Source organism: Silicimonas lutimaris (assembly GCF_047314965.1).
In the GTDB taxonomy this organism is placed as follows: Bacteria; Pseudomonadota; Alphaproteobacteria; order Rhodobacterales; family Rhodobacteraceae; genus JAVJUV01.
The window spans coordinates 159798-182333 of the sequence record NZ_JBLBVK010000054.1 but is presented as its reverse complement, the minus strand read 5'-3'; the positions used below and the strand labels follow the sequence as shown (position 1 = coordinate 182333).

Genomic DNA, 22536 nt, shown 5'->3' with positions numbered 1-22536 from the left:
CACATACTGACGGCAGACTCGGCGACAGCGAAAGGGAGTTCCGCAGGTGAAAGTGGCCATCCAGATGGACCCGATCGGACCAATCGACATCAATGCCGATTCAACGTTTCGTATTGCCGAAGAGGCGCAGGCGCGGGGCTATGAACTGTTCTACTACACGCCTGACCGGTTGGCGTGGCAGGAGGGCAGGGTCACGGCGCGCGGCTGGCCGCTGACCGTTCGCCGTGAGAAGGGCAACCATTTCACACTTGGCACAGAGGCCGAAGTGGACCTCGGCGATTACGATGTCGTCTGGCTGCGCCAGGACCCGCCTTTCGATATGGGATATATCACCACGACCCATCTTCTGGAGCGCCTCGGGCCGGGCACGCTGGTCGTCAACGACCCGTTCTGGGTGCGGAACTATCCCGAGAAGCTGTTGGTTCTCCAGTTTCCCGATCTCACGCCGCCGACCACGATCGCGCGCGATCTTGCCACGCTGCGCGCATTCCGCGAAAGGCACGGAGATATCATCCTGAAGCCACTCTACGGGAATGGCGGGGCAGGGGTGTTCCGGCTGACGCCCGATGACCGGAACCTTGTATCGCTCTACGAACTCTTTACCGGCATGAACCGCGAGCCGCTGATCGCGCAGAAATTCGTGCCGGACGTCTCCAATGGTGACAAGCGGGTCATCCTCGTCGATGGAGAACCGATCGGCGCCATCAACCGGGTGCCGCCAGTCGGAGAAACGCGCTCGAACCTGCATATCGGCGGAACCGCCCAGAAGATTGGCCTGACAGCGCGCGACAGGGAAATCTGCGATGCGATTGGTCCGCTGCTGCGCGAGAAAGGCCAAGTCTTTGTCGGCATTGACGTCATCGGCAATTATCTCACCGAGATCAATGTTACCTCTCCGACCGGCATCCAGGAACTGGAGAGGTTCGACGGCATCAATGCCGCGGGCGCCATCTGGGACGCCATCGCAGCCCGCAAGGGACTATGAGTGCGCGGCTGACGGCGCTGAACCTCCTCCTGAGAACCGTCGGCCGACCGCTTCTCAAGCGGACCAAGACACCGGAACGCGCAAGACGCGACTTCGATCTTGCGGCACGATGGATTTTTCTTGGACCCCGGACGAATGCCTCGCGCCGCGTGATTGCCGGGGTTCCCGTGCTGGACGTCCGGCCGCCCTCGGCAAGCGGGGATGCCGTGCTTCTCTATTTCCATGGTGGCGGATACATCACCGGCAATGCGGCGTCGCATCTGCCGATGGTCGGCAGTATCGCCGGAAAGGCCGGTCTGCGCGCGGTCTTGCCAGACTATGGCCTGGCGCCTGAACGCCCCTTTCCCGCGGCATTCGAGGACGCGCTCGCGACATGGAACGGTCTCCGGAACGAAGGAACGGATGCCCGGCGGATCGTACTGGGCGGAGACAGTGCGGGAGGCGGTCTGGCGCTTGCTCTTCTCGCCCACCTTCTGGCTGCCGGAGAACGGCCCGCCGGACTTTTCGCGTTCTCGCCATGGACGGATCTGACACTTGGCGGCGAGACGCTCAGGACAAACGCAAGGAGCGACCTGATCCTTCCGGTAGAGCGGATCGAAGAGCTTCGCACGATGGTGGCCCCGCAGGCAGACCTCGCGGACCCGCGCCTCTCGCCGCTGTTTGCGGGTTTCGAAGGTGCGCCTCCGGTATATCTCCAGGCCAGTCGGACAGAAATACTGTTGGATGACACCCTGAGGATCGAGCGGCGTTTGAGAAACGCAGGTGTCGATACGCAGGTCGATCTCTGGCCAGATGCGCCCCATGTCTGGCAATTGTTCCGCAGTTGGATTCCCGAGGCCGACGAGGCTCTGGACCGCACGGCGGAGTTTGTGCGTCGCTGCCTTAAAGTTTCGATCCCGCAAGCCTGAAACTGACGGCTTCTGCAATGTCGCGGCGCCCGACCTGCTCGCGGCCGGCAAGGTCCGCGATGGTTCGCGCTACCCGCAGCACCCTGTGGTATCCGCGGGCGGAAAGTCCAATCCGTTCGGCTGCCTGTTTCAGCAGAGCCTGCCCTTCGCCATCGGGGGTCGCCACCTCTTCCAGAAGGATGCCGCTTGCGTCCGCGTTGACGCGGGTGTTCCCGGTACCGGCGTATCTCTCGGCCTGAATCCGTCGAGCGGTTGCCACGCGTTGCGCCACTTGCGCGGAGAGGTCTCCCGAGGCTGGCAAATCGAGGTCCTGAAATGAGACCGGGGGGACTTCGACACGCAGGTCAAACCGGTCCATCAAGGGCCCCGAAATCCGACCCATGTACTCCTCGCCGCAGGCCGTCGCGCGCGAGCAGGCCCGCGACGCGTCAGCCATATAACCGCATTTGCAAGGGTTGGCTGCGGCGATCAGCAGGAACCGGCAGGGATATTTGACATGGGCGTTGGCACGCGCAACGACCACGTCTCCGGTCTCGATTGGCTGTCGAAGCGTTTCCAGAACGCTGCGCGGGTATTCCGGAAATTCATCCATGAAAAGAACGCCGTTATGCGCAAGGCTGATCTCGCCGGGCTTTGCGCCCTTCCCGCCGCCAACGATCGCGGCCATCGAGGCCGTGTGATGGGGCGCGCGGAACGGACGACGGCGCGAGATTCCGCCGGCATCAATCAACCCGGCGCGCGAGTGAATCATTGATGTTTCCAGTGCCTCCTCCGGCGACAAATCCGGCAGGATTCCCGGAAGGCGCGCGGCCAGCATCGACTTGCCCGACCCTGGCGAACCGACCATCAGCAGGTGATGCCTCCCGGCCGCGGCGATTTCCAACGCCCGCTTTGCCCGTTCCTGTCCCTTGACCTCCCGCAAGTCAGGCCCGGTCTCGGGGGCTGCGACTTCGCCGGGCATGCTCAGTGGCAGAACCCTGGCTCCGGTTATGTGTTGGATCGCCGCTCCCAGCGACTCCGGGGCGACAACGGCCGTCTGTCCAACCCATGCGGCCTCTGCGCCCGATGCCGCCGGACAAAACAGAGATCGACCCGCTTCGGCGGCCGCCAGCGCTGCAGGTAGCGCTCCGGTCACGGGAACAAGGTTTCCATCCAGGGAAAGCTCTCCAAGGGCGACCAGCCCTTCGACCGCATCCTTTGGAAGGATCTCGATCGCGGCCAGAAGCGAAAGGGCAATCGGCAGATCGAAATGCGAGCCTTCCTTCGGCATGTCCGCTGGTGACAGGTTGATGGTGATCCGTCGGGCGGGCAGGGCAATTGACAGAGCGTTTAGTGCGGCGCGGACCCGTTCCCGCGCTTCGCTGACAGCCTTGTCCGCAAGCCCCACGATGGAAAAGCTGGGCACTCCGGGCGACAGGGCGCATTGCACCTCGATGAGGCGTGCATCGATGCCTTCGAATGCGACCGTGTAGCTGCGCGCGACCATGGGGACCCCGGAAACTCTCTGCTTTTGGCCCAGCCAAGCTTAACGCCCGGTTAATCGTCCGACCGTAGGAGAGGCTCGCGGGTGCCTTCCCCCGGATTTTTCTCCGGTCCGAAGCCGATTGCGAAATCTTTGATCCGAAACCGGAGCGGCTTCGTAATAGTCATAAACAAGCGACAGATTTTTCATTTCGTCGCTCAAACCGGGAGAGAAAAACGATGGCTCTTGACGGCTATATCGACCAGTCGCTTTCGCGACGCGCTATGCAGGCCGAATTGCTGGATGCCGAGACTGAACTCCAACTGGCCTACGCATGGCGAGATCATCGTGACGAAGAGGCTCTTCATCGACTGATAACCGCTTACATGCGCCTTGCCATCTCGATGGCTGCGAAATTTAAGCGCTACGGCGCACCTATGAACGACCTGATTCAGGAAGCCGGCCTTGGCCTGATGAAGGCCGCCGACAAGTTCGATCCTGACAGGGGCGTGCGTTTCTCTACCTACGCTGTCTGGTGGATCAAGGCGTCGATCCAGGACTACGTTATGCGGAACTGGTCGATGGTTCGCACAGGGTCGACCTCTTCACAGAAATCTCTTTTCTTCAACATGCGCCGTGTCCAGGCCCGCCTTGAGCGGGAAGCAGCGGGTCGTGGAGAAACACTGGACCGCCAGACCATGCGCGAGATGATCGCCACGGAAGTGGGTGTGCCTCTCCATGATGTTGAGATGATGGAGGGCCGTCTCGCCGGATCGGATTTCTCTCTGAATGCGACCCAGTCGACAGACGACGAAGGCCGCGAATGGATCGAGACCCTCGAAGACGAGGACGCCCGCCAGTCGGCTTCTGTTGAGCATGCGAAAGATATCGATACTCTGCGCGAATGGCTTCTGTCCGCTCTCTCCGCATTGAACGAACGCGAACGCTTCATCGTCCGCGAGCGCAAGCTGCGCGACGAGCCCCGCACGCTAGAAAGCCTTGGCATCGAGCTTGGTCTTTCGAAAGAGCGTGTTCGCCAGCTCGAGGCGGCGGCCTTCCAGAAGATGCGCAAGAATCTCGAAGCACAATCGAAGGAAGTGCACGAATTCTTCGCCTGACCTTTTTCTTTTCCCTCGTACTTTCATGGCCGGCTTTTGCCGGCCAACTTTTCGGAGACGACTGGAGCGCGCTCAGGGCTGCAGACATCATCGTTTTCGGCGAGGTCCACGACAATCCTCATCACCATGCGAACCAAGCCGCAGCGGTCGCGGCCCTGCGGCCCGGTGCATTGGTCTTCGAACAGATCACGCCTGAGCTGGCGGCGAAGATCACGCCCGATCTGATCGCCGATCCTGAACGGCTGGAGGCCGTACTTGAGTGGGAGGAGCGTGGCTGGCCGGATTTCGGCATGTATTATCCTATTTTCGCCGCCGCGCCCGACGCTGCCTACTTCGGCGGTGGCGCCCCGATCGCCGACGTGCGCCGGGCCATATCCGAAGGGGCTGCCGATGTCTTTGGCGATGGAGCGGAGTTGTTTTCGCTCGACCAGGTGTTCTCTGACGAGGTGCAGGCCACTCTCGAAGCGATTCAGCGCGATGCGCATTGCGGCGCCCTTCCCGAAGACATGCTGCCCGGCATGGTCGAGGCTCAGCGGTTCAGAGATGCCTATCTGGCACGCTCGGCAATCGCGGCCCATTTCGAAGCCGTCTCGGATGGCTGGTCGCCGGTCGTGGTGATCACGGGAAACGGCCACGCGGGCAACGATTGGGGCGTTCCGTCAATGCTGAGAATTCAGCGTATGGACCTAGCTGTCCAATCGGTCGGACAGCTTGAGCAATTGGGCCCGGACGATGTGCCGGAATTCGATCATTGGCTTCTGACCGAGGCCGTGGAACGTGACGATCCTTGCGCGGCGTTGAGAAAGTAGCGCCATCTTGCCCCCGGCCCTGTGCCCCCGTAACACTGTCAGACAGGAAAGGCGGGACCAAATGCTTCACGGCAAACGCATTCTTCTGATTATCGGCGGCGGCATCGCCGCGTTCAAATCGCTGGAACTGATCCGGCTGATCCGCAAGTCGGGCGGCAGCGTGACGCCCGTTCTCACCAGGGCCGCTCAGGAATTCGTGACACCCCTGTCCGCATCAGCGCTTGCCGCCGAGAAGGTCTATACCAGCCTGTTCGACCTGACCGATGAGGCCGAGATGGGCCACATCGAGTTGTCGCGCTCTGCCGATCTGGTCGTAGTTGCGCCGGCAACCGCCGATCTCATGGCAAAGATGGCAGGGGGCCATGCCGACGACCTGGCATCGACGCTTCTTCTGGCAACGGACACGCCTGTTCTGGTGGCGCCCGCGATGAACGTGCGCATGTGGCTGAACCCTGCAAACCAGAGAAACGTTGCCACGCTCGAAGCCGACGGTGTGCATCGGATCGGACCGGATGAAGGTGACATGGCATGCGGCGAATACGGCCCCGGCCGGATGTCCGAACCTGCCGACATTCTCGGTGCAATCGAAGCACGCCTCGCGGACGGGCCGCTCACCGGTCAGCATGTCGTGGTCACTTCGGGGCCGACCCACGAACCCATTGATCCCGTGCGCTATATCGCCAACCGCTCTTCGGGCGCGCAGGGTACGGCCCTGGCTCTTGCCCTGTCAGGGCTTGGCGCACGCGTGACCTTCGTGACGGGCCCGGCTTCGGTTCCGCCACCTCCGGGCGTGTCCGTTGTTCGAGTTGAGACGGCGAACGAGATGCTGGCGGCAGTCCGGAGTGCATTGCCCGCGGATGCGGCTGTTTTCGCGGCTGCCGTCGCAGACTGGCACGTCGAGGCGGCGAAGGGAAAGATCAAGAAGGATGGGTCGGGCAAGCCACCAACGCTGAAGCTGTCAGAGAACCCCGACATTCTCGCTACCGTGTCGCAGATGAAGAAAGGCCGGCCAAAGCTTGTCGTGGGGTTTGCGGCGGAAACCGATGACGTTGTTGCGAACGCGACGGCGAAGCGGAAACGCAAGGGATGTGACTGGATCGTCGCAAATGACGTTTCGCCCGAAACCGGCATCATGGGCGGGCACGAAAATGCCGTAACCGTCATCGATGCAGAAGGGGCCGAGGAATGGCCGCGCGCCTCCAAGGAGCAGGTGGCCCGGCGGCTGGCCCAACGTATCGCCGACGCGCTTGCATGACCCCGGTCGTTCGAATCCGGAGGCTGCCCGAAGCTGATCCCTCGGTCCCCTTGCCGTCCTACGAAACTACGGGGGCGGCGGGGGCTGACCTGCGCGCCAATTTCCCCGAAGCGGAGAGGGACGGGATTTCGCTCGCGCCGGGCGCGCGGCGTATCGTGCCGACAGGCCTCTCGGTCGAGATCCCGCCGGGATACGAAATGCAGATCCGACCGCGTTCGGGCCTTGCCCTGAAACATGGTCTTAGCCTGCCCAATACCCCCGGCACTATCGACAGCGATTATCGAGGTCCCTTGGGTGTCATTCTGATCAATCTCGGAGACGCGCCGGTGACGATCGGGCATGGCGACCGCATCGCGCAAGCCGTGATCGCGCCGGTTATGCAGGTGACATTTGAAGAGACCGATGTGCTGTCCGATACGGCGCGCGGGGCAGGCGGTTTCGGTTCGACGGGGCGCGGCTGATGGCGATGGTATTCGTTCTGGCGGCGGGTCTTTGGGGGCTGGGGCATCTGTTGCGTGTTCCGGTTTCTGGGCGGCTCTTGATGATCGGGCTGCTCTATGTGGCCGTCCTGATGGTCCAGATCGCCCTGCCGGTGGGGCACGCTTTACGCGAAACGACAGGAGGATCGGCGGGTGAATGGCTGGTTTTGGGTGGTCTCGCAGCTATCGTCTGGGCGTACTCGCGAGGTTTGAAGTCACTCAAGTCGCGCGTCAGGCCGGAGAACCTTCCGAAGGATGCCCCGTCCTCCGCCGGAACCGAGTTGGAGCGTAACGCGCGGCACATCATTCTGCGCGAAATCGGCGGGCCCGGGCAGAAACGCCTGAAGGATGCGCGCGTCCTCGTGATCGGGGCGGGCGGGCTGGGAGCGCCGGCGCTTCAATACCTCGCGGCCGCCGGGGTCGGGACGATCGGCGTGATCGATCACGACGTGGTCGAGAATTCCAACCTGCAGCGGCAGGTGATCCATACCGACGACAGGATCGGCATGCCAAAGGTCTTTTCCGCGGAAATCGCGATGAAGGCGCAGAACCCGTTCGTCAACGTGCGCCCCTATCACCGGCGTCTGACTGGGGATATCGCAGCAGAGCTATTCGCCGATTATGACCTCATTCTCGACGGAACAGACGATCAGGCGACCCGCTATATGGTCAACGAAACGGCAGTGGCGGCCAGGCTTCCCCTGGTGTCCGCGGCGATTAGCCAGTGGGAAGGCCAGATCAGCATCTTCGACCCGTCGCGAGACGCTCCCTGTTACCAATGCGTGTTCCCCGAACCCGCAGCGCCGGGTCTGGCCCCGACCTGCGCCGAAGGTGGCGTTCTGGGGCCATTGCCCGGGGTGCTTGGCGCCATGATGGCTGTGGAAGCAATCAAGCTCCTTGCCGGGGCCGGCGATCCGCTGCTGGGCCGGATGATGATCTACGACGCGCTTTACGCCGACGTAAGAGTGATCGGCGTAAATCGGCGCAAGACCTGCCCGATCTGCGGGTCACGCTGATCGACTATGGAAACTTGGGAAGCGCACCCATAGGTAGCACAACATGACCGAAAAACCTGAAAACCCGTTGCTCGCACCGTGGGATACTCCCTTTGGATTGCCACCGTTCGATCGCATCTCCGACGATGATTTCGAACCTGCCGTAGATGCGGCGCTTGCCGAGGCCCGCAAGGCTGTTTCGGCGATCGCCGACAATCCCGATCCGCCGACTTTCGAGAACACGATCGACGCGCTGGAACTGGCCGACGAGACGCTGGGCCGAATTCTGTCGGCGTTCTACAACCTTGCGGGCACCGACTCGAACGAGAAGCGTGAGGCGTTGCAGAGATCGTTTTCGCCCAAGCTCTCGGCCTACTCTTCCGAAATAACCATGAACGAGGCGCTCTTCGGTCGGATCGATGCATTGTGGCAGTCGCGCGATCAGCTCGATCTGAGCGATGAGCAGGCGCGCGTCCTGATGCTAACCCGACGCGGGTTCGTCCGGTCTGGCGCGGAACTGCAGGGCGCCGCACGCAATCGTCTCACGCAGGTCAAGGAACGGCTGGCGATCCTCGGGACCGAGTTCACGCAAAACCTCCTTGCTGACGAGCGAGGCTGGTACATGGAACTGGATGCCGACGGCCTGAAGGGGTTGCCGGATTTCGTCGTCTCTGGGGCACGCGCTGCGGGTGAGGAAAAAGGCGCAACCGGTCCGGTAATTACTCTTTCACGCTCGCTGATTGTGCCGTTTCTTCAATTCTCTCCCCGGCGCGACCTTCGTGAACGCGCGTGGCGTGCATGGACCGCACGAGGCGAGAACGGCGGGTCGACCGATAACCGCGCCATTGTCGCGGAAACGCTGCGACTGCGCGAGGAGCGTGCTCATCTGCTGGGTTACAAGGACTTCTCCCATTTCAAGCTTGAGACCGAGATGGCCGGAAATCCGGATGCGGTCGAAGCCCTGCTGATGCAGGTATGGGCCCCGGCGCGCGCGACTGCCGAGGCGGATGCCTCCCGTCTTCAGGCCATGCTTCATGCGGACCGTGAAAGCGGTCCGCTGGAGCCGTGGGACTGGCGCTATTATTCCGAAAAACGTCGTGCGGAAGAGCACGACCTGAACGAGACCGAACTGAAGCCCTACCTGCAGCTGGACCGGATGATCGAGGCCGCTTTCGCCTGTGCAGAGCGTCTATTCGGAATAAAGGCGTCTCCGGTCGAGGTTCCGCTGAACCATCCGGATTCCCGTGCCTGGGAGATCACCCGGAACCGCGATCATGTGGCGCTGTTCATAGGCGACTATTTCGCCCGCGGATCAAAGCGCTCGGGCGCATGGTGTTCCGCCCTCCGAAGCCAACGGAAACTGGGTGGCGATGTGCGGCCCATAGTGATCAATGTCTGCAACTTCGCCAAACCGCCGGCGGGACAGCCAGCGCTTCTTTCCTACGATGATGCGCGCACTCTGTTTCACGAGTTCGGCCACGCATTGCATCAGATGCTGTCGGACGTGACTTACGAATCCGTGTCGGGCACATCGGTCGCACGCGATTTCGTCGAACTGCCATCCCAGCTTTACGAACATTGGCTGGAAGTGCCGGAAGTCCTGTCCGAATTCGCGACCCATGCCGAAACGGGCAAGCCTATGCCAGCGGATCTTTTGGAACGCTTGCTGTCCGCGGCGACCTACGACATGGGGTTTCAGACCGTCGAGTATGTCGCCTCGGCCCTGGTCGATCTGGATTTTCATCGGGGCGAGGCTCCTGCGGACCCGATGCAGCGCCAGGCGGAAGTACTCGACCGGATCGGAATGCCCCGCGCAATCACAATGCGGCACGCGGCGCCGCATTTCTCGCATGTCTTCTCGGGCGACGGATACTCCAGCGGATACTACAGCTACATGTGGTCCGAAGTGATGGACGCGGACGCGTTCGAGGCCTTCCAAGAGGCTGGCGATCCGTTCGACAAAGGCACAGCGGGTCGACTGGAAGAGCACATACTTTCGGTCGGAGGCGTACGCGAGGCCGCGGATCTCTATACGGCGTTCCGAGGTCGCATGCCCGGACCCGAAGCCTTGCTCAAAGGGCGGGGATTGATGGCTTGAACATGCGGCAAGACATTGTTGCGTTCGGCCACATCTTCGAACCCATTAGAATCGGTGCCTTTTTTCTACGAATCACTTGTGATAACTGTTCTTCCAAGAGCTTATAATTGCGAGGCAGCAACGGCATAACGATGAGCTTGGCGCGAATGAAACAGCGTCCCGTCCGCCTTGTGGATGGCGACAAGAGAGCGGTTCGAACACAATTCGGAGCGCTGTGCTGGCGTGTGAAGAACGACAAGGTTCAGGTGTTGCTCGTGACATCAAGACAGCGCAAGCGCTGGATCTTGCCCAAGGGCTGGCCCGTCGACGGTGCCACACCTGTAGAGGCGGCCGAGCGCGAAGCTTGGGAAGAAGCCGGCGTTACTGGTAAGGCGAAACCGGTTTGTGTCGGTGTCTATAGTTATGTCAAGGACATCAACAGCGAAGATCGGTTGCCCTGCGTCGTTGCCGTATTCCCGGTCAAGGTGAAGAAACAACACGCCGACTGGCCGGAAAAGTCGGAGCGACGCCGTAAATGGATGTCGCTGAAGGAAGCCGCCAAGGCCGTCGACGAGAAAGAACTGACAGCAATTCTTTCCGGTTTCGATCCAACGGTACTTTGAAGAAAAGCGCAAACGTAACAACCGATTGAAAGCCCTTTGGGGGAAGATTATCTGTAGAGTCCTGAAGGTGTCTCAAGATGATCCGTTACACGCTGAAATGCCAGAACGACCACAGCTTCGAGAGCTGGTTCAAATCCGCCGAGGCCTACGAAGGCCTTCGCGCGGCGGAACTGGTCGTCTGCCCCGATTGCCAGGACACTCATGTCGAGAAATCGCTGATGGCACCCCAGGTCCGAACACGGCGCAATGAACGAGCACAGATCTCTGAAAAGCGTCCGATGACAAATACCGCCGATCCCGATCTCGCAGAGGCGATCCGCACGATCCGTGAACATGTTGAGAAAAACTCCGACTATGTGGGCGACCGGTTCGCCAAGGAAGCGCGCGCGATGCACAATGGCGAGACGCCACAGCGGTCGATCTATGGCGAGGTGCGGGCCGAAGATGCCCGGAAGCTGGCGGAAGAAGGCGTTCCTGCCGTTCCTCTTCCCTTCATTCCGAAGCAGAAGACCAACTAGCCCGGCCGTCCCGGCTTCACGCGCCTGCCACCTGGCGCTGACCTTCCGCCCTGCATATCTCGTCAGCCGTATTGACCGACATCGTTTCAGGACGGTGGATTGCGCGGTCCCACAGCACGCGGTCTCGTCTGTACAACTGGCAGGTCACTACGCCCTGCGCTGTCGCGACTTGTACGGGTGCCGTCTCGAAACTCTCGGGTGTCATGCAGCCCGAGAGGATCAATGGCGAGATCGCCGCAAGAACGGCAAAACGGGTCCGGAAACGGTTCATCCGAGAGAGCCTCTGAAATCGAAGAGTTCGTGCTTCAGCATGTCTGTGATGGAATTGACCTTATCTCTGATAAGCGACAGTTCCAGAGCAGGGTTTCGACAAACTGTCGAGCGCGCGGCAAAAAAGGCACTACTCTCCGGGACGTTTCAGGCTGAACACTTCGGTAATGCGACTGTAGTCCCGGTAACCCAGCCGCGTAAGAGGCTGAAACTTCAAGACGTTGAACATCCCGTCCTCCAAGCAATCATCCCTAAGATGCACGCCTACGACCTCGCCCAGAACAAGGAAGTTAGCCTCACCTCGCAGGGTAACGATCTCTGTCATGCGACACTCCAGCGACGCGGGTGCGCTGGCGACCCTCGAACACGGTATTTCCTCGCAGGGAACTCGCTCGATCCCGGCTTTCTCGAACTCGTCAATTTCTCGCGGCCACGGTCCCGACGTCAGGTTCATTGCTTCGCGCATCGCGTATTCGACGATATTTACACAAAAAACACCGGTCTCGCGAATATTCGCGACGCTGTCTTTCGTGCCGTCTCGGTCGGGCTTGGCGCTGGTCGAGGCAAACATGACCTGCGGGGGCACGTAGGCGACGGCATTGAAAAACGAATAGGGCGCAAGGTTCTCAGACCCGTCGCTGTCGCGCGTCGAGATCCAGCCGATGGGTCGTGGCGTCACGACGGCGTTGAACGGGTTATGTTTCAGCCCGTGCCCGTCTTCGGGACGATAGAACATGATCTACTCCTTCGGATTTGTGCCAGACCTAGCGTCGTGTTAGGCGCGTTTCCAGTCGAAACGAGGCTTGGGAAAGTTGGAGCTTCATAAAGAGAGTCCAGAAGACTGGTGGGAGGTCGAGGGTCTGTACGACCTTTGTTTCGCGCCCGGCCGGACTGCGCTGTCATCCTACCGGCTGCGCGACGGTGTCGATCCGGTTGCCGAGCTTTGTCTCGTGGCGCGCGACGATCTTGGACTGGTGGCCGGCGCCATACGCTACTGGCCGGTACTTGTGGGCGAGGCCGCTACTTTGCTGCTCGGTCCGGTTGCCGTGCATCCGACCCGTCAGGGAGAGGGTGTTGGTGCGCAACTGATCGAAGGCTCACTGGCGCGGGCGGTTGGATGGGATCGCGTGCTCCTTGTCGGCGATGCGCCCTATTATGGGCGTTTCGGTTTTCATCTCCTCAGGGACGTCCATATGCCTCCCCCGACAAACCCGGATCGTATCCTGGGACGTGCCCTGAAAGAGGGAGCATGGGAGGGAGTTTCGGGGCCGGTATGTCCCTGGCCTTCCAAGCGGGCGATTGACAAGGACGCATAGAGTGTCCGAGGTCCCTGACCAACGAGAGCGTTTCCCATAAACTGCTATTGGACTGGCAGCAGAATCCGGCTGTCACTTGATCACTGATCAGTAACAGCCGGGCAGTTTTCGACTAGTCCTGGGTCTGAAGAGTAGGTGTAACGTGCGCGCTCCGGCACAAGGCATGGGCCACGTGCGTGGTTTGAACGTCTGTCTGGCTCAGGTTCCGCTGCCGTCGGCACCCATGCTGTTCGGTGGTATAACGGTGCGCGGCGGCCTGCGTCGCTCTCAGAAAATGGAAGAACGCCTAGTCTTCCTCGGGCAGCCACTGGTCCGATGTCTTTCGAACCAGAACCGTCCGCAGGTCGTGCATGGCCATAAGAAGCGCGTCGGTGACGCGCTTCAATTCTTCGGGGGTGGCCCGTTGCTGCGCCCAAGATGCAGTTTGATTCAGATGTTCGATCGTTCTCTGAATATCGTCCAGCTGACGCACCTTGAGCACTTCCTGCCGCTCGGCCATCCATGATTTTATGGTTGCATCATCCTCGGAAGAAAGCTCGTGATCTCCATGTGGCCTTACTTCACCGTTATTCAGGTTCACGACGGCAATCTGAATCAGGTCCATGCGCCTCAGCCGGTTGGCGGTGTCGACCTTGAAGACGATCGCGCCGTTTTCACGGGTGCGAAAGTAATAGCCGGGCCGATGGCTTTCCATGGTGTTCTCTCCAGCGCCGGCGGAAGATGTCAGGTCAGACCGGCGCAAAAATCCTGTATCCGGCCGCAGGCTTCGCGCAGCGTTTCGTCCGCGGCCGCGTAGCTGACGCGGAATGCGGGGGAAAGGCCGAAGGCCGCGCCAAAGACGACGGCCACCCCGGTTTCTTCCAGAAGCGCACGGCAGAACGCTTCATCGTCGGCAATCAGCGTTCCGCCTCGGGACACCTTGCCGATGCAACCCCGAATAAACGGATAGACGTAAAACGCCCCGTCGGGTGTGGGGCATTCGATTCCCTCGGCCGCGTTCAGACCGGCCACGATCAAATCGCGCCGCCTCAGAAAGACCGCGACGCTTTCAGGGATATAGTCCTGAGGGCCTTCCAGCGCCTCGACTGCGGCCCACTGACTTATGGTGCAGGGATTGGATGTGGATTGAGATTGGATCTTGCGCATCGCGCCGATCAGCTTCTCCGGTCCGCCCGCATAGCCGATCCTCCAGCCTGTCATCGCGTAGGCCTTGGAGACTCCGTTGACAGTCAGTGTTCTGTCGTACAGCGCAGGCGCAATCTGGGCAGGCGTTCGGAACTCGAAACCGGGAAATGCGATGTGCTCATACATGTCGTCTGACATGATCCATACATGCGGGTGGCGCTCCAGCACGTCTGTCAGCTCTTTCAGCTGATCGGGCGCATAGCCTGCTCCGGTTGGGTTCGAAGGCGAGTTGAAGATCAGCCATTTGGTCCGCGGTGTGATCGCAGCTTCCAGATCCTCCGGAGACATGCGAAATCCGTCCTCCAACGTCGTCCTCACAATCACGGGATCCCCGCCGGCCAGCTTGACCATGTCCGGGTAGCTGACCCAATAGGGCGCCGGAATGATGACCTCGTCACCAGGGTTCAAGGTAGCCATGAGGGCGTTGTAAAGGACCTGCTTGCCACCGGACGAGACGCAGATCTGCTGAGGTGTATATGTCAAGCCGTTCTCGCGTAGGAACTTCGACGCAATCGCTTGCTTGAGTTCCAGGATCCCGTCGACGGCCGTATAGCGTGTCTTGCCTTCATCGATCGCCCGTTTCCCCGCTTCACGGATATTTTCGGGTGTCGGAAAATCAGGCTCGCCGGCCCCAAGGCCGATGATATCGCGGCCTTGCGCTTTCAATTCGGCGACAAGGCCGGTCAGGGCAACGGTTGGCGAGGGTTTGACGCGATCCAGTGTCGCAGACAGGAGATGCATGGTCGTCCCGGCGGTGGAGATATGATGGAAATGTCATAGGTTTCGAACGATGTAACCGCAAGCCGATTGGGTGTCCGATGTCTGATAATGATGAAATCAACTGGTACTCGAATGAGGCCGCGACGTTCGGTGATCGTGTGGCTGCGGCGCGCGACGCCCGGCAGATGAGCCAGAAGCAGCTGGCCAAGCGTCTCGGTGTGGCCCTGAAGACCGTCGAGGGCTGGGAAAACGATGTCTCGGAGCCGCGCGCCAACAAGCTTCAGACGCTATCCGGGGTGCTGAATGTCTCGATCCCATGGCTTCTGACGGGCGAGGGGGCCGGCGTGGAGCCCGAACACGAGGACATCTCGATTCCGGATATCGCAGAGCTTCTCTCCGAAATGCGAATGCTGCGTACGGACATGCAGCGGTCGTCCGAACGCCTGGGCGTGATCGAGAAGCGGCTGAAGGGTCTTCTTTCGCAAGCGCGGGCGGCTGCCGAATGACCGACCGCGACACACGGCTGAAGCGTCTGAAAATCCGCTCGTGGCGGAGAGGTACCAAGGAGATGGACCTCATCCTTGGTCCGTTTTTCGACCAGTTCGGAGCCGATCTTGATGACGGATCGCTGGACCGATACGAGGCGCTGTTGGCCGAGAACGATCAGGATCTGTACCAGTGGTTCAGCGAACAGGCGCCCGTTCCGGTTGAGCACGCAGGGATGCTCGACCTGATCCGCAGCCGCCATGTTTCGGAACCCGGGAAGGCCTGAAGGATAACACTCAGACTTTTAACGGTATCTTGGCAAATTTCGGTGAAACACCTTCCGCGAGCAGTTCAAAATGCGGGAGTCGCAGTCATGAGTATCCATCAATCCATCGGGAAAGACGCCAAGGACGGCTTCATCAGGGAATACCTGGAAACCCTGTCTCTGGTTGAGCGGCTGCACCGTCTTCTTCTCGATGTCATCAAGGATGAATTCGAACGCCTCGGTCTCCTGGAGATCAATGCCGTCCAGGCATTGCTCCTGTTCAACATCGCCGACAACGAGGTGACGGCCGGCGAGCTTCGCAGCCGTGGCTACTATCAGGGCTCCAATGTGTCCTACAATCTGAAGAAACTGGTCGACAACGGTTTCATGCACCATCAGCGGTGCGAGATCGACCGGCGCTCGGTGCGTGTGCGGCTGACCCCAAAAGGGCGAGAGGTGCACGAGATCGTTTCCGACCTCTTGGAACGGCACGCCCAGGGGCTGGAAAACGACCCGCTTGCCGGCGCTGAAAACATCCTGACCATGAACAAGGCCCTTCAAAGGGTCGAGCGCTTCTGGAGCGACCAGATCCGCTACATCTACTGACCCGTAACTGGTTCGCTCAATCTGGCGGGTACGATGCGCTCGCCGAACCTTCTCGGCAGCACGCCAACAGGCTGCGCTTTCAGTTCACGCAGCAATTTGCGCTGCATGGCTGTCGCATAATCCTGAAATCCCAGCGCTGTTTCCACGAAGGCATCCGAGCCTTGGATGACGTTGGCGCGGAAATAATCCGCGAGGTCTGATGCGAGTACCGGAGGCCGTTGTCCTTCGCTGCCGGGACTCTCGGCAATCACCAGCGCGTTTATTCTGATACCCGCAAGCGTACCTTGCGCCCGAACGTATCTGGGTTCCGGCCAGTCATTGTTCTTGCCATCACCGGAGACGTCGAGGGTTTGGTTCCAGCATGCCGGTGCCCTGTCCAGAAGCGCCTTTCCGAATTCCATCGCCGCTCCAAGACCGGTCGCTTCTGGCGCCTTCTCGCGCTCCCAAGTCACCAATCGCCCCCTGATTTCGCCCAGCACCGTGCGATCCTCGACAAGAATCCAGTCATGGATAATTCGCTGGTAGCTCGCGGAAGACCATTCAAAGACCGATAGGGCGACCAGGGCCTCCGGCATCGAAAACAAGGCGGCTTCTACATCCGGATCGCCGAGTGCCGCAGCCAGCCCCGACATCTGCAGGCGATACTCCTCTGCATCCACCGACCCCGAGACATCCAGGGCCATGGCCAAGGCCAGCCTGCAGGCTGCGTCCCCCCGCAACGGGACCAGACACAGGAGAAGCAGAAGGCAAAAGCGTTTCATCGGAGCGCTCCGACAGCCCGGGTCGACAATTCGCGCTCGAGTTTCCTTCGAATGGCGTTTTCGAAGTCGTTATAATCCGACGCAGTCTCGACGAACGAGCCGGGGCCGCGGATGACTTCGCGTCGGAAGTACTCGATTAACTCTTCAAGCTGCACGGACCCACCTATGGCAAGCGCATTGACCGTTACATTCTGCAAGGGGAAGTGCCGATATGCCAGCCCGGGCGCGAACCCGTCGTTGTTTTCACCGTCACCGCTTACGTCGATGGTCCTCCGATCGCAGGAAGGCGCCTCGTCGAACAAGCTTGCCGCGTGCCCCAGCGCATAACCAAGAGCAGTAGGGAACTCGTCTTCGCTGCGTCGGGTGGAGGCAATACGCTCCGAGGCGGCAAGCAGGTCCGAAGGGGATCGAATAAGCCGCCAGTCAAGGATCGTCTGCTGGTTGTAGCGTCCGCTCCACTCGAAGGCGGAAATTGCCACAGGGGCCGACCCGCTTATGAAAGCTGCCTCGACCTCCGGTGCCAGAAGCGCCGCGGCCAGGCCGTTGCGTTGCAGCAGGTATTCAGTTTCATCCACTGAAGAGGATACGTCCAACGCCAGAAGCAGCGCCATGCGGCACGCCAGCGCCTGGCCGGGCAGGATTGCCGACAGGACAAGCGCCAGCGTCGCTGCCCGGATCACCAATGACCGGTGTTGCCCATGCTGGCCCAAGGTTCTTGCGGTGGAAGGGCCTCGCCGCGCTGAAGCAACTCCACCGAGACGTTGTCAGGCGACCGCACGAACGCCATGTGCCCATCGCGCGGTGGTCTGTTAATCGTGATGCCCGCGTCCATCAGCTGCTGGCACAGTTCGTAGATATTGTCGACGCGGTATGCCAGATGCCCGAAGTGCCGGCTGTCGGAAGGCAGACCGTCATCGCCATCCCAGTTGTAGGTCAGTTCGACATCAGCTTTGCCATCCGCCTGATCTGGTGGGCACATGAACACCAACGTGAATCGTCCCTTTTCATTCTCGCTTCGCCGGCGCTCGATTAGTCCAAGCATTTCGTAAAAAGCCTTTGATTTCTCAAGGTCTTTCACGCGAACCATGGTGTGCAGATATTCAATGCCCATCGGTCTCTCCCTTTTTGTGGTTTCCCGAGAGAGTGCAGAGCGGCACGAAAATGTCCAGTGCGCGTGGTCAGAAACGCGAGACCACGGTCAGCCCGAGCGACAGTTCATTCCGGTCATAGATATCCACGTTTGACCATGTCCGGCGGGCGATCAGAGTGGCCTGCGGAACGAACCCGTAGTAGCTGACATCGGACCATGTCGCGTCAATCTGCAGGCTGAGCGTCCTGTCTTCCCGGCCACCGGCTGTCGCAGCCCATTTCTGATAGTCGCGGTTTTCGGCGGACATGCTGAGCCGCGGCTGCACAGGCCCCAGTTTCGGCAGCGTCCTGCTGGCGCTGAAACCCAGGATCAGGCTGTCGACGGTTGCGGAGTCTGACCAGATATTCTGTACGCGGGCACCAAGGCTGTAGCCTCCACCACCTTCGATCGCCCGCAGGTATTCCGCGCTTAGCCCCAGCGACCGCGAGTCGTTGATGCTGTCATCCAGCCGCTTCTCGACCCGCGCCTTCACCCCGAAGCGCAACGCGCTTTGTTCCGAGCGCTTGACGTTCTGGCCAAGTTGAATCTCGACCCAGCGCGCCAGCTTCTCCCCGCCATACCAGCTTTGCCCCGCGATGCCCGCAATCGTGCTCGGGCCCATGTCAGGCCATATAAGCCTCTGGTGTCGAATTCCGGCGACCAATGCTCCATAGTCGTAATCCGAGCCACGCGCGGCCGGGGCCAGAATGGCGGCCTCGGAATTCAGCCACACTTTGCGGAAGAACACGTCCGCCAGGATGTCCGTGCGCGCGGTCTTGTTCTCGGCCAGCCGATATCCGAAGGACAGCCCGGTCGAGCCTTCCCAGCCGCCCAGTTGCTGGCCCGAACTGTCGATGAGAAACGGCAGCCCGCCGATGTCGATCTCCAGCGTTTCGGCCCCGTTGTTGACGTTGTTCGACGGCTTCAGCGAGAACCGCAGGTTGACCTGCAGCGGGTTGCGTTGACGGACGACACCGAAGGCTCGCGCGGCAACGGCGCGCCTTTGGTCGTCGGGGGCGGCCTGGTCCGCGCGGCGCAGCCAGAACTGGGCTCGGCTGAACTTCTCCTGCCGCGTCAGCACATCCGCCGTCAGCATCGCCGCCTCGAAACGCAGGGCAGGTGTCGGGGCATGGCGCCAGGCAGAGGCGGCATGCTCGCGGGCCTCATCCAGCCGCCCCAGGGCCCGCATCAGCAGCGCCCGGATCATCAGCGCCTCGGCGTCGGTCGGGTTTTGCACCAGCAGCGCCGCGGTCAAAGCGTCCGCAATCTGCAGCTTGCCTTCGGCAAGCGCCTTCCGTGCGATCGCGCGCGCCTGCACGCTGGACACTACGGTCGCCCCGTCCGGCACCTGGGTCTGCGCCACCGCCGCGCCCAGCCCAAGGCCCATGACCGCAATCAGGATCGCCAGTAACCGCACCATCTCAATCTTGCCTCTCAAATCGGTCACAGCACCCTTAATGGCCTGCCGCGCAAAGTCAACGCCATCCGCATATTGCGGTTCACCCCCACCCCCGCACCAGATAAAGTAGCCAAACGACTCGCACGACAGGGGGACACCGCATGCCACTCACGCCCGAACAGCAGGCCGAAATCGACGACCTTCGCGCCACGCCGCGCCAGACCCTCCGCGCGGTTGCCGACGGCATGGAGAAACACCTCTACACCGCCTATCCCGTGCTCGACCACGGCTTCGTCCGCGTCATCGACTACATGGGCGACGACAACGCCATCACCCAGGCCGCCCGCGTCTCCTATGGCAAGGGCACCAAGGCCGTCTCGAACGACGAGGGCCTGATCCGCTACCTCATGCGCCACTGGCACTCGACCCCCTTCGAGATGTGCGAGCTGAAACTCCACGTCAAACTCCCCGTCTTCGTCGCCCGCCAGTGGATCCGCCACCGCACCGCCAACGTGAACGAATACTCCGCCCGCTACTCGATCCTCGACCGCGAGTTCTACATCCCGCGCGCCGAAGACCTCGCCGCGCAATCCACGATCAACAACCAGGGCCGGGGCGAGGCGCTCTCGGGCGAGGAAGCGGCCCGCGTGCTCGACTACCTGAAAGGCGACGCCGCGCGCTGCTATGACCACTACGAGGAAATGATCGGGCAGGAGGGGCAACAGGGCCTGGCCCGAGAACTGGCCCGCATGAACCTGCCCGCCAACATCTACACCCAGTGGTACTGGAAGGTAGACCTCCACAACCTCTTCCACTTCCTGCGCCTGCGCGCAGACAGCCACGCCCAGTACGAGATCCGCGTCTATGCCGAGCAGATCTGCGAACTGGTCCGCGACTGGGTCCCCTTCGCCTACGCCGCCTTCGAGGACTACCGCATGGGCGGCGCGACGCTGTCGGGGAAGGCGCTGGACTGCCTGCGGCGGATGCTGAAAGGAGAGGAGGTCACGCAGGAGACCTCCGGCATGTCGAAGGGGGAATGGCGGGAGTTTAAAGGAGTAATTGATTGATAATCGAGTATACTGGAAACCCTTTTCCAATTACGCTTCGGTACAAAGGTGAACTTGCGGACGAAGGTCTTATCGATCTTTACGATCTGTCACGAGCAATTCGAGGTTATGAGAGGAGCCTTTCGCTTGTAACGCACTTCGCGCTTAACAACGAAATCATCACTCAGTCTACGTCTTTACGTGGTGCTCAGATCCTGTGTGCGCCTCCTGATTTCGGTTCGTACAAGTTCCCTGCACTCATAACCTCAATGAGTGTGGGTGCTTTTGCCCTAGGATCTTTGGAGCCCAATAACCCTTTGGGTCATGTTATTTTTTCTCTGTACGACTTTGTTGTTCACGAGGCGACTGGCCAAAAAGTCGATTACGAGGAAAGCCTACGAGAAACATATGAGCGAGCGCTTCAGGATGGTAGCGAAGGCTTCTTGATGCCCAAAAAGAGTCAGTTGGAATCGTTGGTTGAGAAAGTTGAGCCGGCCATAGCCGACATGCATAGACCTATAGTGGGTTCGGAAACAGCAGAATTGGCAATTGTGGGCAAAGGGGTAGATGCAACTAAAAGCGATGTTCAAATTAATTTGGATACATTTCAAGGTCTGCGCTATCGCACACGTGTTGATGATGTGATCTCCATTGGAGGTCGTGTATCCATGTTCAATATGAACACTTTTAATGGTCGGTTTGTTCCTACGACACATCCTCGCCCCATTCCATTTTATTTGACGGCCGCCGGAAGAACGAGTGAGGGTGTCAACCTAATTGCGGAAAGTCTTCAGAAGAATATTGCGAACTCCGATGATCCGTCTTGTGTTATTCGTTTTGATGTTATGCGAGACGTGACGCGAACCGGTAGGGTCGCGAAGTTGATTGTTGTTGGCGTTGGCGATCTTAGAGATGACGAAGAAGACTTAGAAGTTATTGACGAGAGTGATAACGATTGATTGTCGTTGCAAGGCAAGCGTAGGGTGGGATGCCACCCCACCAAGTACGCCGGGGTTTACCCCGGCAAATCCGGCAAGCCCCGCCATCCCGGCATGCCCAACCCCAACCACCCGCCATGCCGGGCTGAAGCCCGGCCTACGTTCCGAACCGCGCCCGGTCCCGGTGATACGACGAATACGGTCAATCGGCCGGGTGCTCGACAAACCCGTGTTTCACGGGATTGAACCAACAATACTCCACATGCGCTCGGAAATCGCACTCGTCCCGGATGTGATGCTCCCAGAACCGGCGTTGCCATATCGCGGCTTCCCGCTTTCCGACGCGTAGGCCGGGCTTCAGCCCGGCAAACCTGCCCGTTGCCACAGGCGGTAACCTGGTTGGCGGGCTGAAGCCCGCCCTACGCACATTCATCACGAACCGCGCCTTGATCGCGCCCCAGCGCACCGAGCAATCGGCATCGCCTTCCGGCAGCGTCCAGACCGCATGAAGATGATCCGGCATGACCACCCATGCGTCGATCCGGAACGGGCGCACGGCCCTGGTCTGGCGCACCGCATCGCGCAGCGCCCCGATTTCGCGGGTCAACACATCGCCGCCACGCTTCGCCAAAGTTACCGTGAAGAACACCGTCGCGCCCGGAACGCACGGCCTCAGATAGTCCGACATTCCCCGGCTTCGCCGATCCGTGGTTAACGCTTCGTGAACCAAACCGCGCTCTCCCGCGTATTCCTTACAAAGGAGCGCGCTCATGCAGACCCTCACCCTCTATCTCTCGACCGCCGGCATCTTCCTGATCCTCGACGCGATCATGCTGAACACGGTCATGGCGCCGCTCTTCCGTCAGCATCTGGGCGACGCCATTCTCGACACCCCCCGGATCGGCCCCGCCGCCGCCTTCTACCTGTTCTATGTCGCGGGGCTTCTGATCCTCGTGTCCTATCCCGCGCTGAAGGACGGCGATCTGCTCCGCGCGCTCTGGCAGGGCGCGCTTCTGGGCGCCATCGCCTATGGCACCTATGAGTGGACGAACTACGCCACGCTCGAGGCCTGGCATCCCCGCATGGTTTTCACCGACTGGGCCTGGGGCACGGTGCTGACCGGCGTGTCCGCCGTGGGCGGTGTCTGGGTGACGCGGGCGATTTTTGGCTGAGATTTCTTGCCCCC

27 protein-coding genes are annotated in these 22536 nt (G+C 60.6%); 17 read left to right on the top strand and 10 right to left on the bottom strand.

The genetic code is table 11. The features are described 5' to 3' along the window. Positions 1 to 46 precede the first annotated feature (46 nt). Both gshB and ACKLNI_RS15780 read left to right on the top strand, forming a co-directional pair. The gene (gshB, locus tag ACKLNI_RS15785; protein ID WP_413720043.1) at positions 47 to 985 is read left to right on the top strand and encodes a glutathione synthase; all 939 of its coding nucleotides are present in this window, start codon (positions 47 to 49) and stop codon (positions 983 to 985) included. Beyond that, complete coding sequence (locus tag ACKLNI_RS15780; protein WP_413720042.1) at positions 982 to 1893, top strand: alpha/beta hydrolase fold domain-containing protein; 912 nt, start codon at positions 982 to 984, stop codon at positions 1891 to 1893. Before gshB ends, ACKLNI_RS15780 begins: the two co-directional genes overlap by 4 nt. On the opposite strand, the gene ACKLNI_RS15775 is transcribed toward ACKLNI_RS15780, so the two are convergent. Beyond that, complete coding sequence (locus ACKLNI_RS15775; RefSeq protein ID WP_413720041.1) at positions 1868 to 3379, bottom strand: YifB family Mg chelatase-like AAA ATPase; 1512 nt, start codon at positions 3377 to 3379, stop codon at positions 1868 to 1870. The genes ACKLNI_RS15780 and ACKLNI_RS15775 overlap by 26 nt on opposite strands. 215 nt (positions 3380 to 3594) lie before the next feature. On the opposite strand from ACKLNI_RS15775, the gene ACKLNI_RS15770 reads away from it, so the two are divergent. The 8 genes from ACKLNI_RS15770 (at position 3595) to ACKLNI_RS15735 (ending at position 11229) form a co-directional block, all read left to right on the top strand. Continuing rightward, the gene (locus ACKLNI_RS15770) at positions 3595 to 4473 is read left to right on the top strand and encodes an RNA polymerase factor sigma-32 (protein WP_413720040.1); all 879 of its coding nucleotides are present in this window, start codon (positions 3595 to 3597) and stop codon (positions 4471 to 4473) included. After that, the gene (locus ACKLNI_RS15765) at positions 4443 to 5282 is read left to right on the top strand and encodes a ChaN family lipoprotein (protein ID WP_413720073.1); all 840 of its coding nucleotides are present in this window, start codon (positions 4443 to 4445) and stop codon (positions 5280 to 5282) included. Before ACKLNI_RS15770 ends, ACKLNI_RS15765 begins: the two co-directional genes overlap by 31 nt. 61 nt (positions 5283 to 5343) lie before the next feature. Next, on the top strand, positions 5344 to 6537 hold the full coding sequence (gene coaBC, locus ACKLNI_RS15760) for a bifunctional phosphopantothenoylcysteine decarboxylase/phosphopantothenate--cysteine ligase CoaBC (RefSeq protein WP_413720039.1): 1194 nt from the start codon (positions 5344 to 5346) through the stop codon (positions 6535 to 6537). Next, positions 6534 to 6998 carry a dUTP diphosphatase gene (gene dut / locus ACKLNI_RS15755; protein WP_413720038.1) on the top strand — a complete coding sequence of 155 codons (465 nt, stop codon included), beginning with the start codon at positions 6534 to 6536 and terminating at the stop codon, positions 6996 to 6998. The genes coaBC and dut overlap by 4 nt, the downstream gene beginning before the upstream one ends. Then, positions 6998 to 8032, top strand: a complete 1035-nt coding sequence (locus ACKLNI_RS15750; protein ID WP_413720037.1) for a HesA/MoeB/ThiF family protein — start codon at positions 6998 to 7000, stop codon at positions 8030 to 8032. The genes dut and ACKLNI_RS15750 overlap by 1 nt, the downstream gene beginning before the upstream one ends. A 43-nt stretch (positions 8033 to 8075) precedes the next feature. Next, positions 8076 to 10109 (top strand): M3 family metallopeptidase, encoded by a 2034-nt coding sequence (locus ACKLNI_RS15745; protein ID WP_413720036.1) that lies wholly within the window; start codon positions 8076 to 8078, stop codon positions 10107 to 10109. A gap of 131 nt (positions 10110 to 10240) precedes the next feature. Next, positions 10241 to 10711 carry an NUDIX hydrolase gene (locus tag ACKLNI_RS15740; RefSeq protein ID WP_413720035.1) on the top strand — a complete coding sequence of 157 codons (471 nt, stop codon included), beginning with the start codon at positions 10241 to 10243 and terminating at the stop codon, positions 10709 to 10711. A 77-nt stretch (positions 10712 to 10788) separates the two neighbouring features. Further along, positions 10789 to 11229, top strand: coding sequence for a DUF1178 family protein (locus ACKLNI_RS15735; RefSeq protein WP_413720034.1), 441 nt, complete (start codon positions 10789 to 10791; stop codon positions 11227 to 11229). Between the two features lie 16 nt (positions 11230 to 11245). On the opposite strand, the gene ACKLNI_RS15730 is transcribed toward ACKLNI_RS15735, so the two are convergent. After that, complete coding sequence (locus ACKLNI_RS15730; RefSeq protein WP_413720033.1) at positions 11246 to 11500, bottom strand: hypothetical protein; 255 nt, start codon at positions 11498 to 11500, stop codon at positions 11246 to 11248. Between the two features lie 129 nt (positions 11501 to 11629). Beyond that, on the bottom strand, positions 11630 to 12235 hold the full coding sequence (locus ACKLNI_RS15725; RefSeq protein WP_413720032.1) for a flavin reductase family protein: 606 nt from the start codon (positions 12233 to 12235) through the stop codon (positions 11630 to 11632). A 76-nt stretch (positions 12236 to 12311) separates the two neighbouring features. On the opposite strand from ACKLNI_RS15725, the gene ACKLNI_RS15720 reads away from it, so the two are divergent. Further along, positions 12312 to 12815: a GNAT family N-acetyltransferase gene (locus ACKLNI_RS15720; RefSeq protein ID WP_413720031.1), complete on the top strand. Its 504-nt coding sequence runs from the start codon at positions 12312 to 12314 to the stop codon at positions 12813 to 12815. A gap of 286 nt (positions 12816 to 13101) precedes the next feature. Here ACKLNI_RS15720 and ACKLNI_RS15715 read toward each other — a convergent pair whose 3' ends face one another. Both ACKLNI_RS15715 and ACKLNI_RS15710 read right to left on the bottom strand, forming a co-directional pair. After that, the gene (locus ACKLNI_RS15715; RefSeq protein ID WP_413720030.1) at positions 13102 to 13509 is read right to left on the bottom strand and encodes a hypothetical protein; all 408 of its coding nucleotides are present in this window, start codon (positions 13507 to 13509) and stop codon (positions 13102 to 13104) included. Between the two features lie 29 nt (positions 13510 to 13538). After that, a complete protein-coding gene (locus tag ACKLNI_RS15710; protein ID WP_413720029.1) occupies positions 13539 to 14741 on the bottom strand; it encodes a pyridoxal phosphate-dependent aminotransferase in 1203 nt (400 codons plus the stop codon). 77 nt (positions 14742 to 14818) lie between these two features. Here ACKLNI_RS15710 and ACKLNI_RS15705 point away from each other — a divergent pair, with 77 nt between their 5' ends. From ACKLNI_RS15705 to ACKLNI_RS15695, 3 genes are all read left to right on the top strand, one after another. Further along, positions 14819 to 15226 carry a helix-turn-helix domain-containing protein gene (locus ACKLNI_RS15705; protein WP_413720028.1) on the top strand — a complete coding sequence of 136 codons (408 nt, stop codon included), beginning with the start codon at positions 14819 to 14821 and terminating at the stop codon, positions 15224 to 15226. Then, positions 15223 to 15492 carry an FAD assembly factor SdhE gene (locus ACKLNI_RS15700; protein WP_413720027.1) on the top strand — a complete coding sequence of 90 codons (270 nt, stop codon included), beginning with the start codon at positions 15223 to 15225 and terminating at the stop codon, positions 15490 to 15492. Before ACKLNI_RS15705 ends, ACKLNI_RS15700 begins: the two co-directional genes overlap by 4 nt. An 87-nt stretch (positions 15493 to 15579) precedes the next feature. Beyond that, complete coding sequence (locus ACKLNI_RS15695; RefSeq protein WP_413720026.1) at positions 15580 to 16077, top strand: MarR family winged helix-turn-helix transcriptional regulator; 498 nt, start codon at positions 15580 to 15582, stop codon at positions 16075 to 16077. Here the strand turns inward: ACKLNI_RS15695 and ACKLNI_RS15690 are convergent. The 4 genes from ACKLNI_RS15690 to ACKLNI_RS15675 all read right to left on the bottom strand — a co-directional run bounded on the left by ACKLNI_RS15690 (position 16071) and on the right by ACKLNI_RS15675 (position 19387). Beyond that, a complete protein-coding gene (locus ACKLNI_RS15690; RefSeq protein WP_413720025.1) occupies positions 16071 to 16838 on the bottom strand; it encodes a DUF1194 domain-containing protein in 768 nt (255 codons plus the stop codon). The genes ACKLNI_RS15695 and ACKLNI_RS15690 overlap by 7 nt on opposite strands. Next, positions 16835 to 17518, bottom strand: coding sequence for a DUF1194 domain-containing protein (locus ACKLNI_RS15685; protein WP_413720024.1), 684 nt, complete (start codon positions 17516 to 17518; stop codon positions 16835 to 16837). The genes ACKLNI_RS15690 and ACKLNI_RS15685 overlap by 4 nt, the downstream gene beginning before the upstream one ends. Further along, entirely contained in the window at positions 17515 to 17949 is a 435-nt protein-coding gene (locus tag ACKLNI_RS15680) for a VOC family protein (protein WP_413720023.1), read from the bottom strand. The genes ACKLNI_RS15685 and ACKLNI_RS15680 overlap by 4 nt, the downstream gene beginning before the upstream one ends. A 67-nt stretch (positions 17950 to 18016) precedes the next feature. Further along, on the bottom strand, positions 18017 to 19387 hold the full coding sequence (locus tag ACKLNI_RS15675) for a hypothetical protein (RefSeq protein WP_413720022.1): 1371 nt from the start codon (positions 19385 to 19387) through the stop codon (positions 18017 to 18019). 140 nt (positions 19388 to 19527) lie between these two features. Between ACKLNI_RS15675 and thyX the strand changes: the two genes are divergently transcribed. Both thyX and ACKLNI_RS15665 read left to right on the top strand, forming a co-directional pair. Then, complete coding sequence (thyX, locus tag ACKLNI_RS15670; RefSeq protein WP_413720021.1) at positions 19528 to 20433, top strand: FAD-dependent thymidylate synthase; 906 nt, start codon at positions 19528 to 19530, stop codon at positions 20431 to 20433. After that, entirely contained in the window at positions 20430 to 21371 is a 942-nt protein-coding gene (locus tag ACKLNI_RS15665) for a DUF7946 domain-containing protein (RefSeq protein ID WP_413720020.1), read from the top strand. The genes thyX and ACKLNI_RS15665 overlap by 4 nt, the downstream gene beginning before the upstream one ends. A gap of 181 nt (positions 21372 to 21552) precedes the next feature. Here ACKLNI_RS15665 and ACKLNI_RS15660 read toward each other — a convergent pair whose 3' ends face one another. After that, positions 21553 to 22122, bottom strand: a complete 570-nt coding sequence (locus ACKLNI_RS15660; protein WP_413720019.1) for an REP-associated tyrosine transposase — start codon at positions 22120 to 22122, stop codon at positions 21553 to 21555. Between ACKLNI_RS15660 and ACKLNI_RS15655 the strand changes: the two genes are divergently transcribed. Next, the gene (locus ACKLNI_RS15655; protein ID WP_413720018.1) at positions 22121 to 22522 is read left to right on the top strand and encodes a DUF2177 family protein; all 402 of its coding nucleotides are present in this window, start codon (positions 22121 to 22123) and stop codon (positions 22520 to 22522) included. The genes ACKLNI_RS15660 and ACKLNI_RS15655 overlap by 2 nt on opposite strands. The last annotated feature ends 14 nt before the right edge of the window (positions 22523 to 22536 follow it).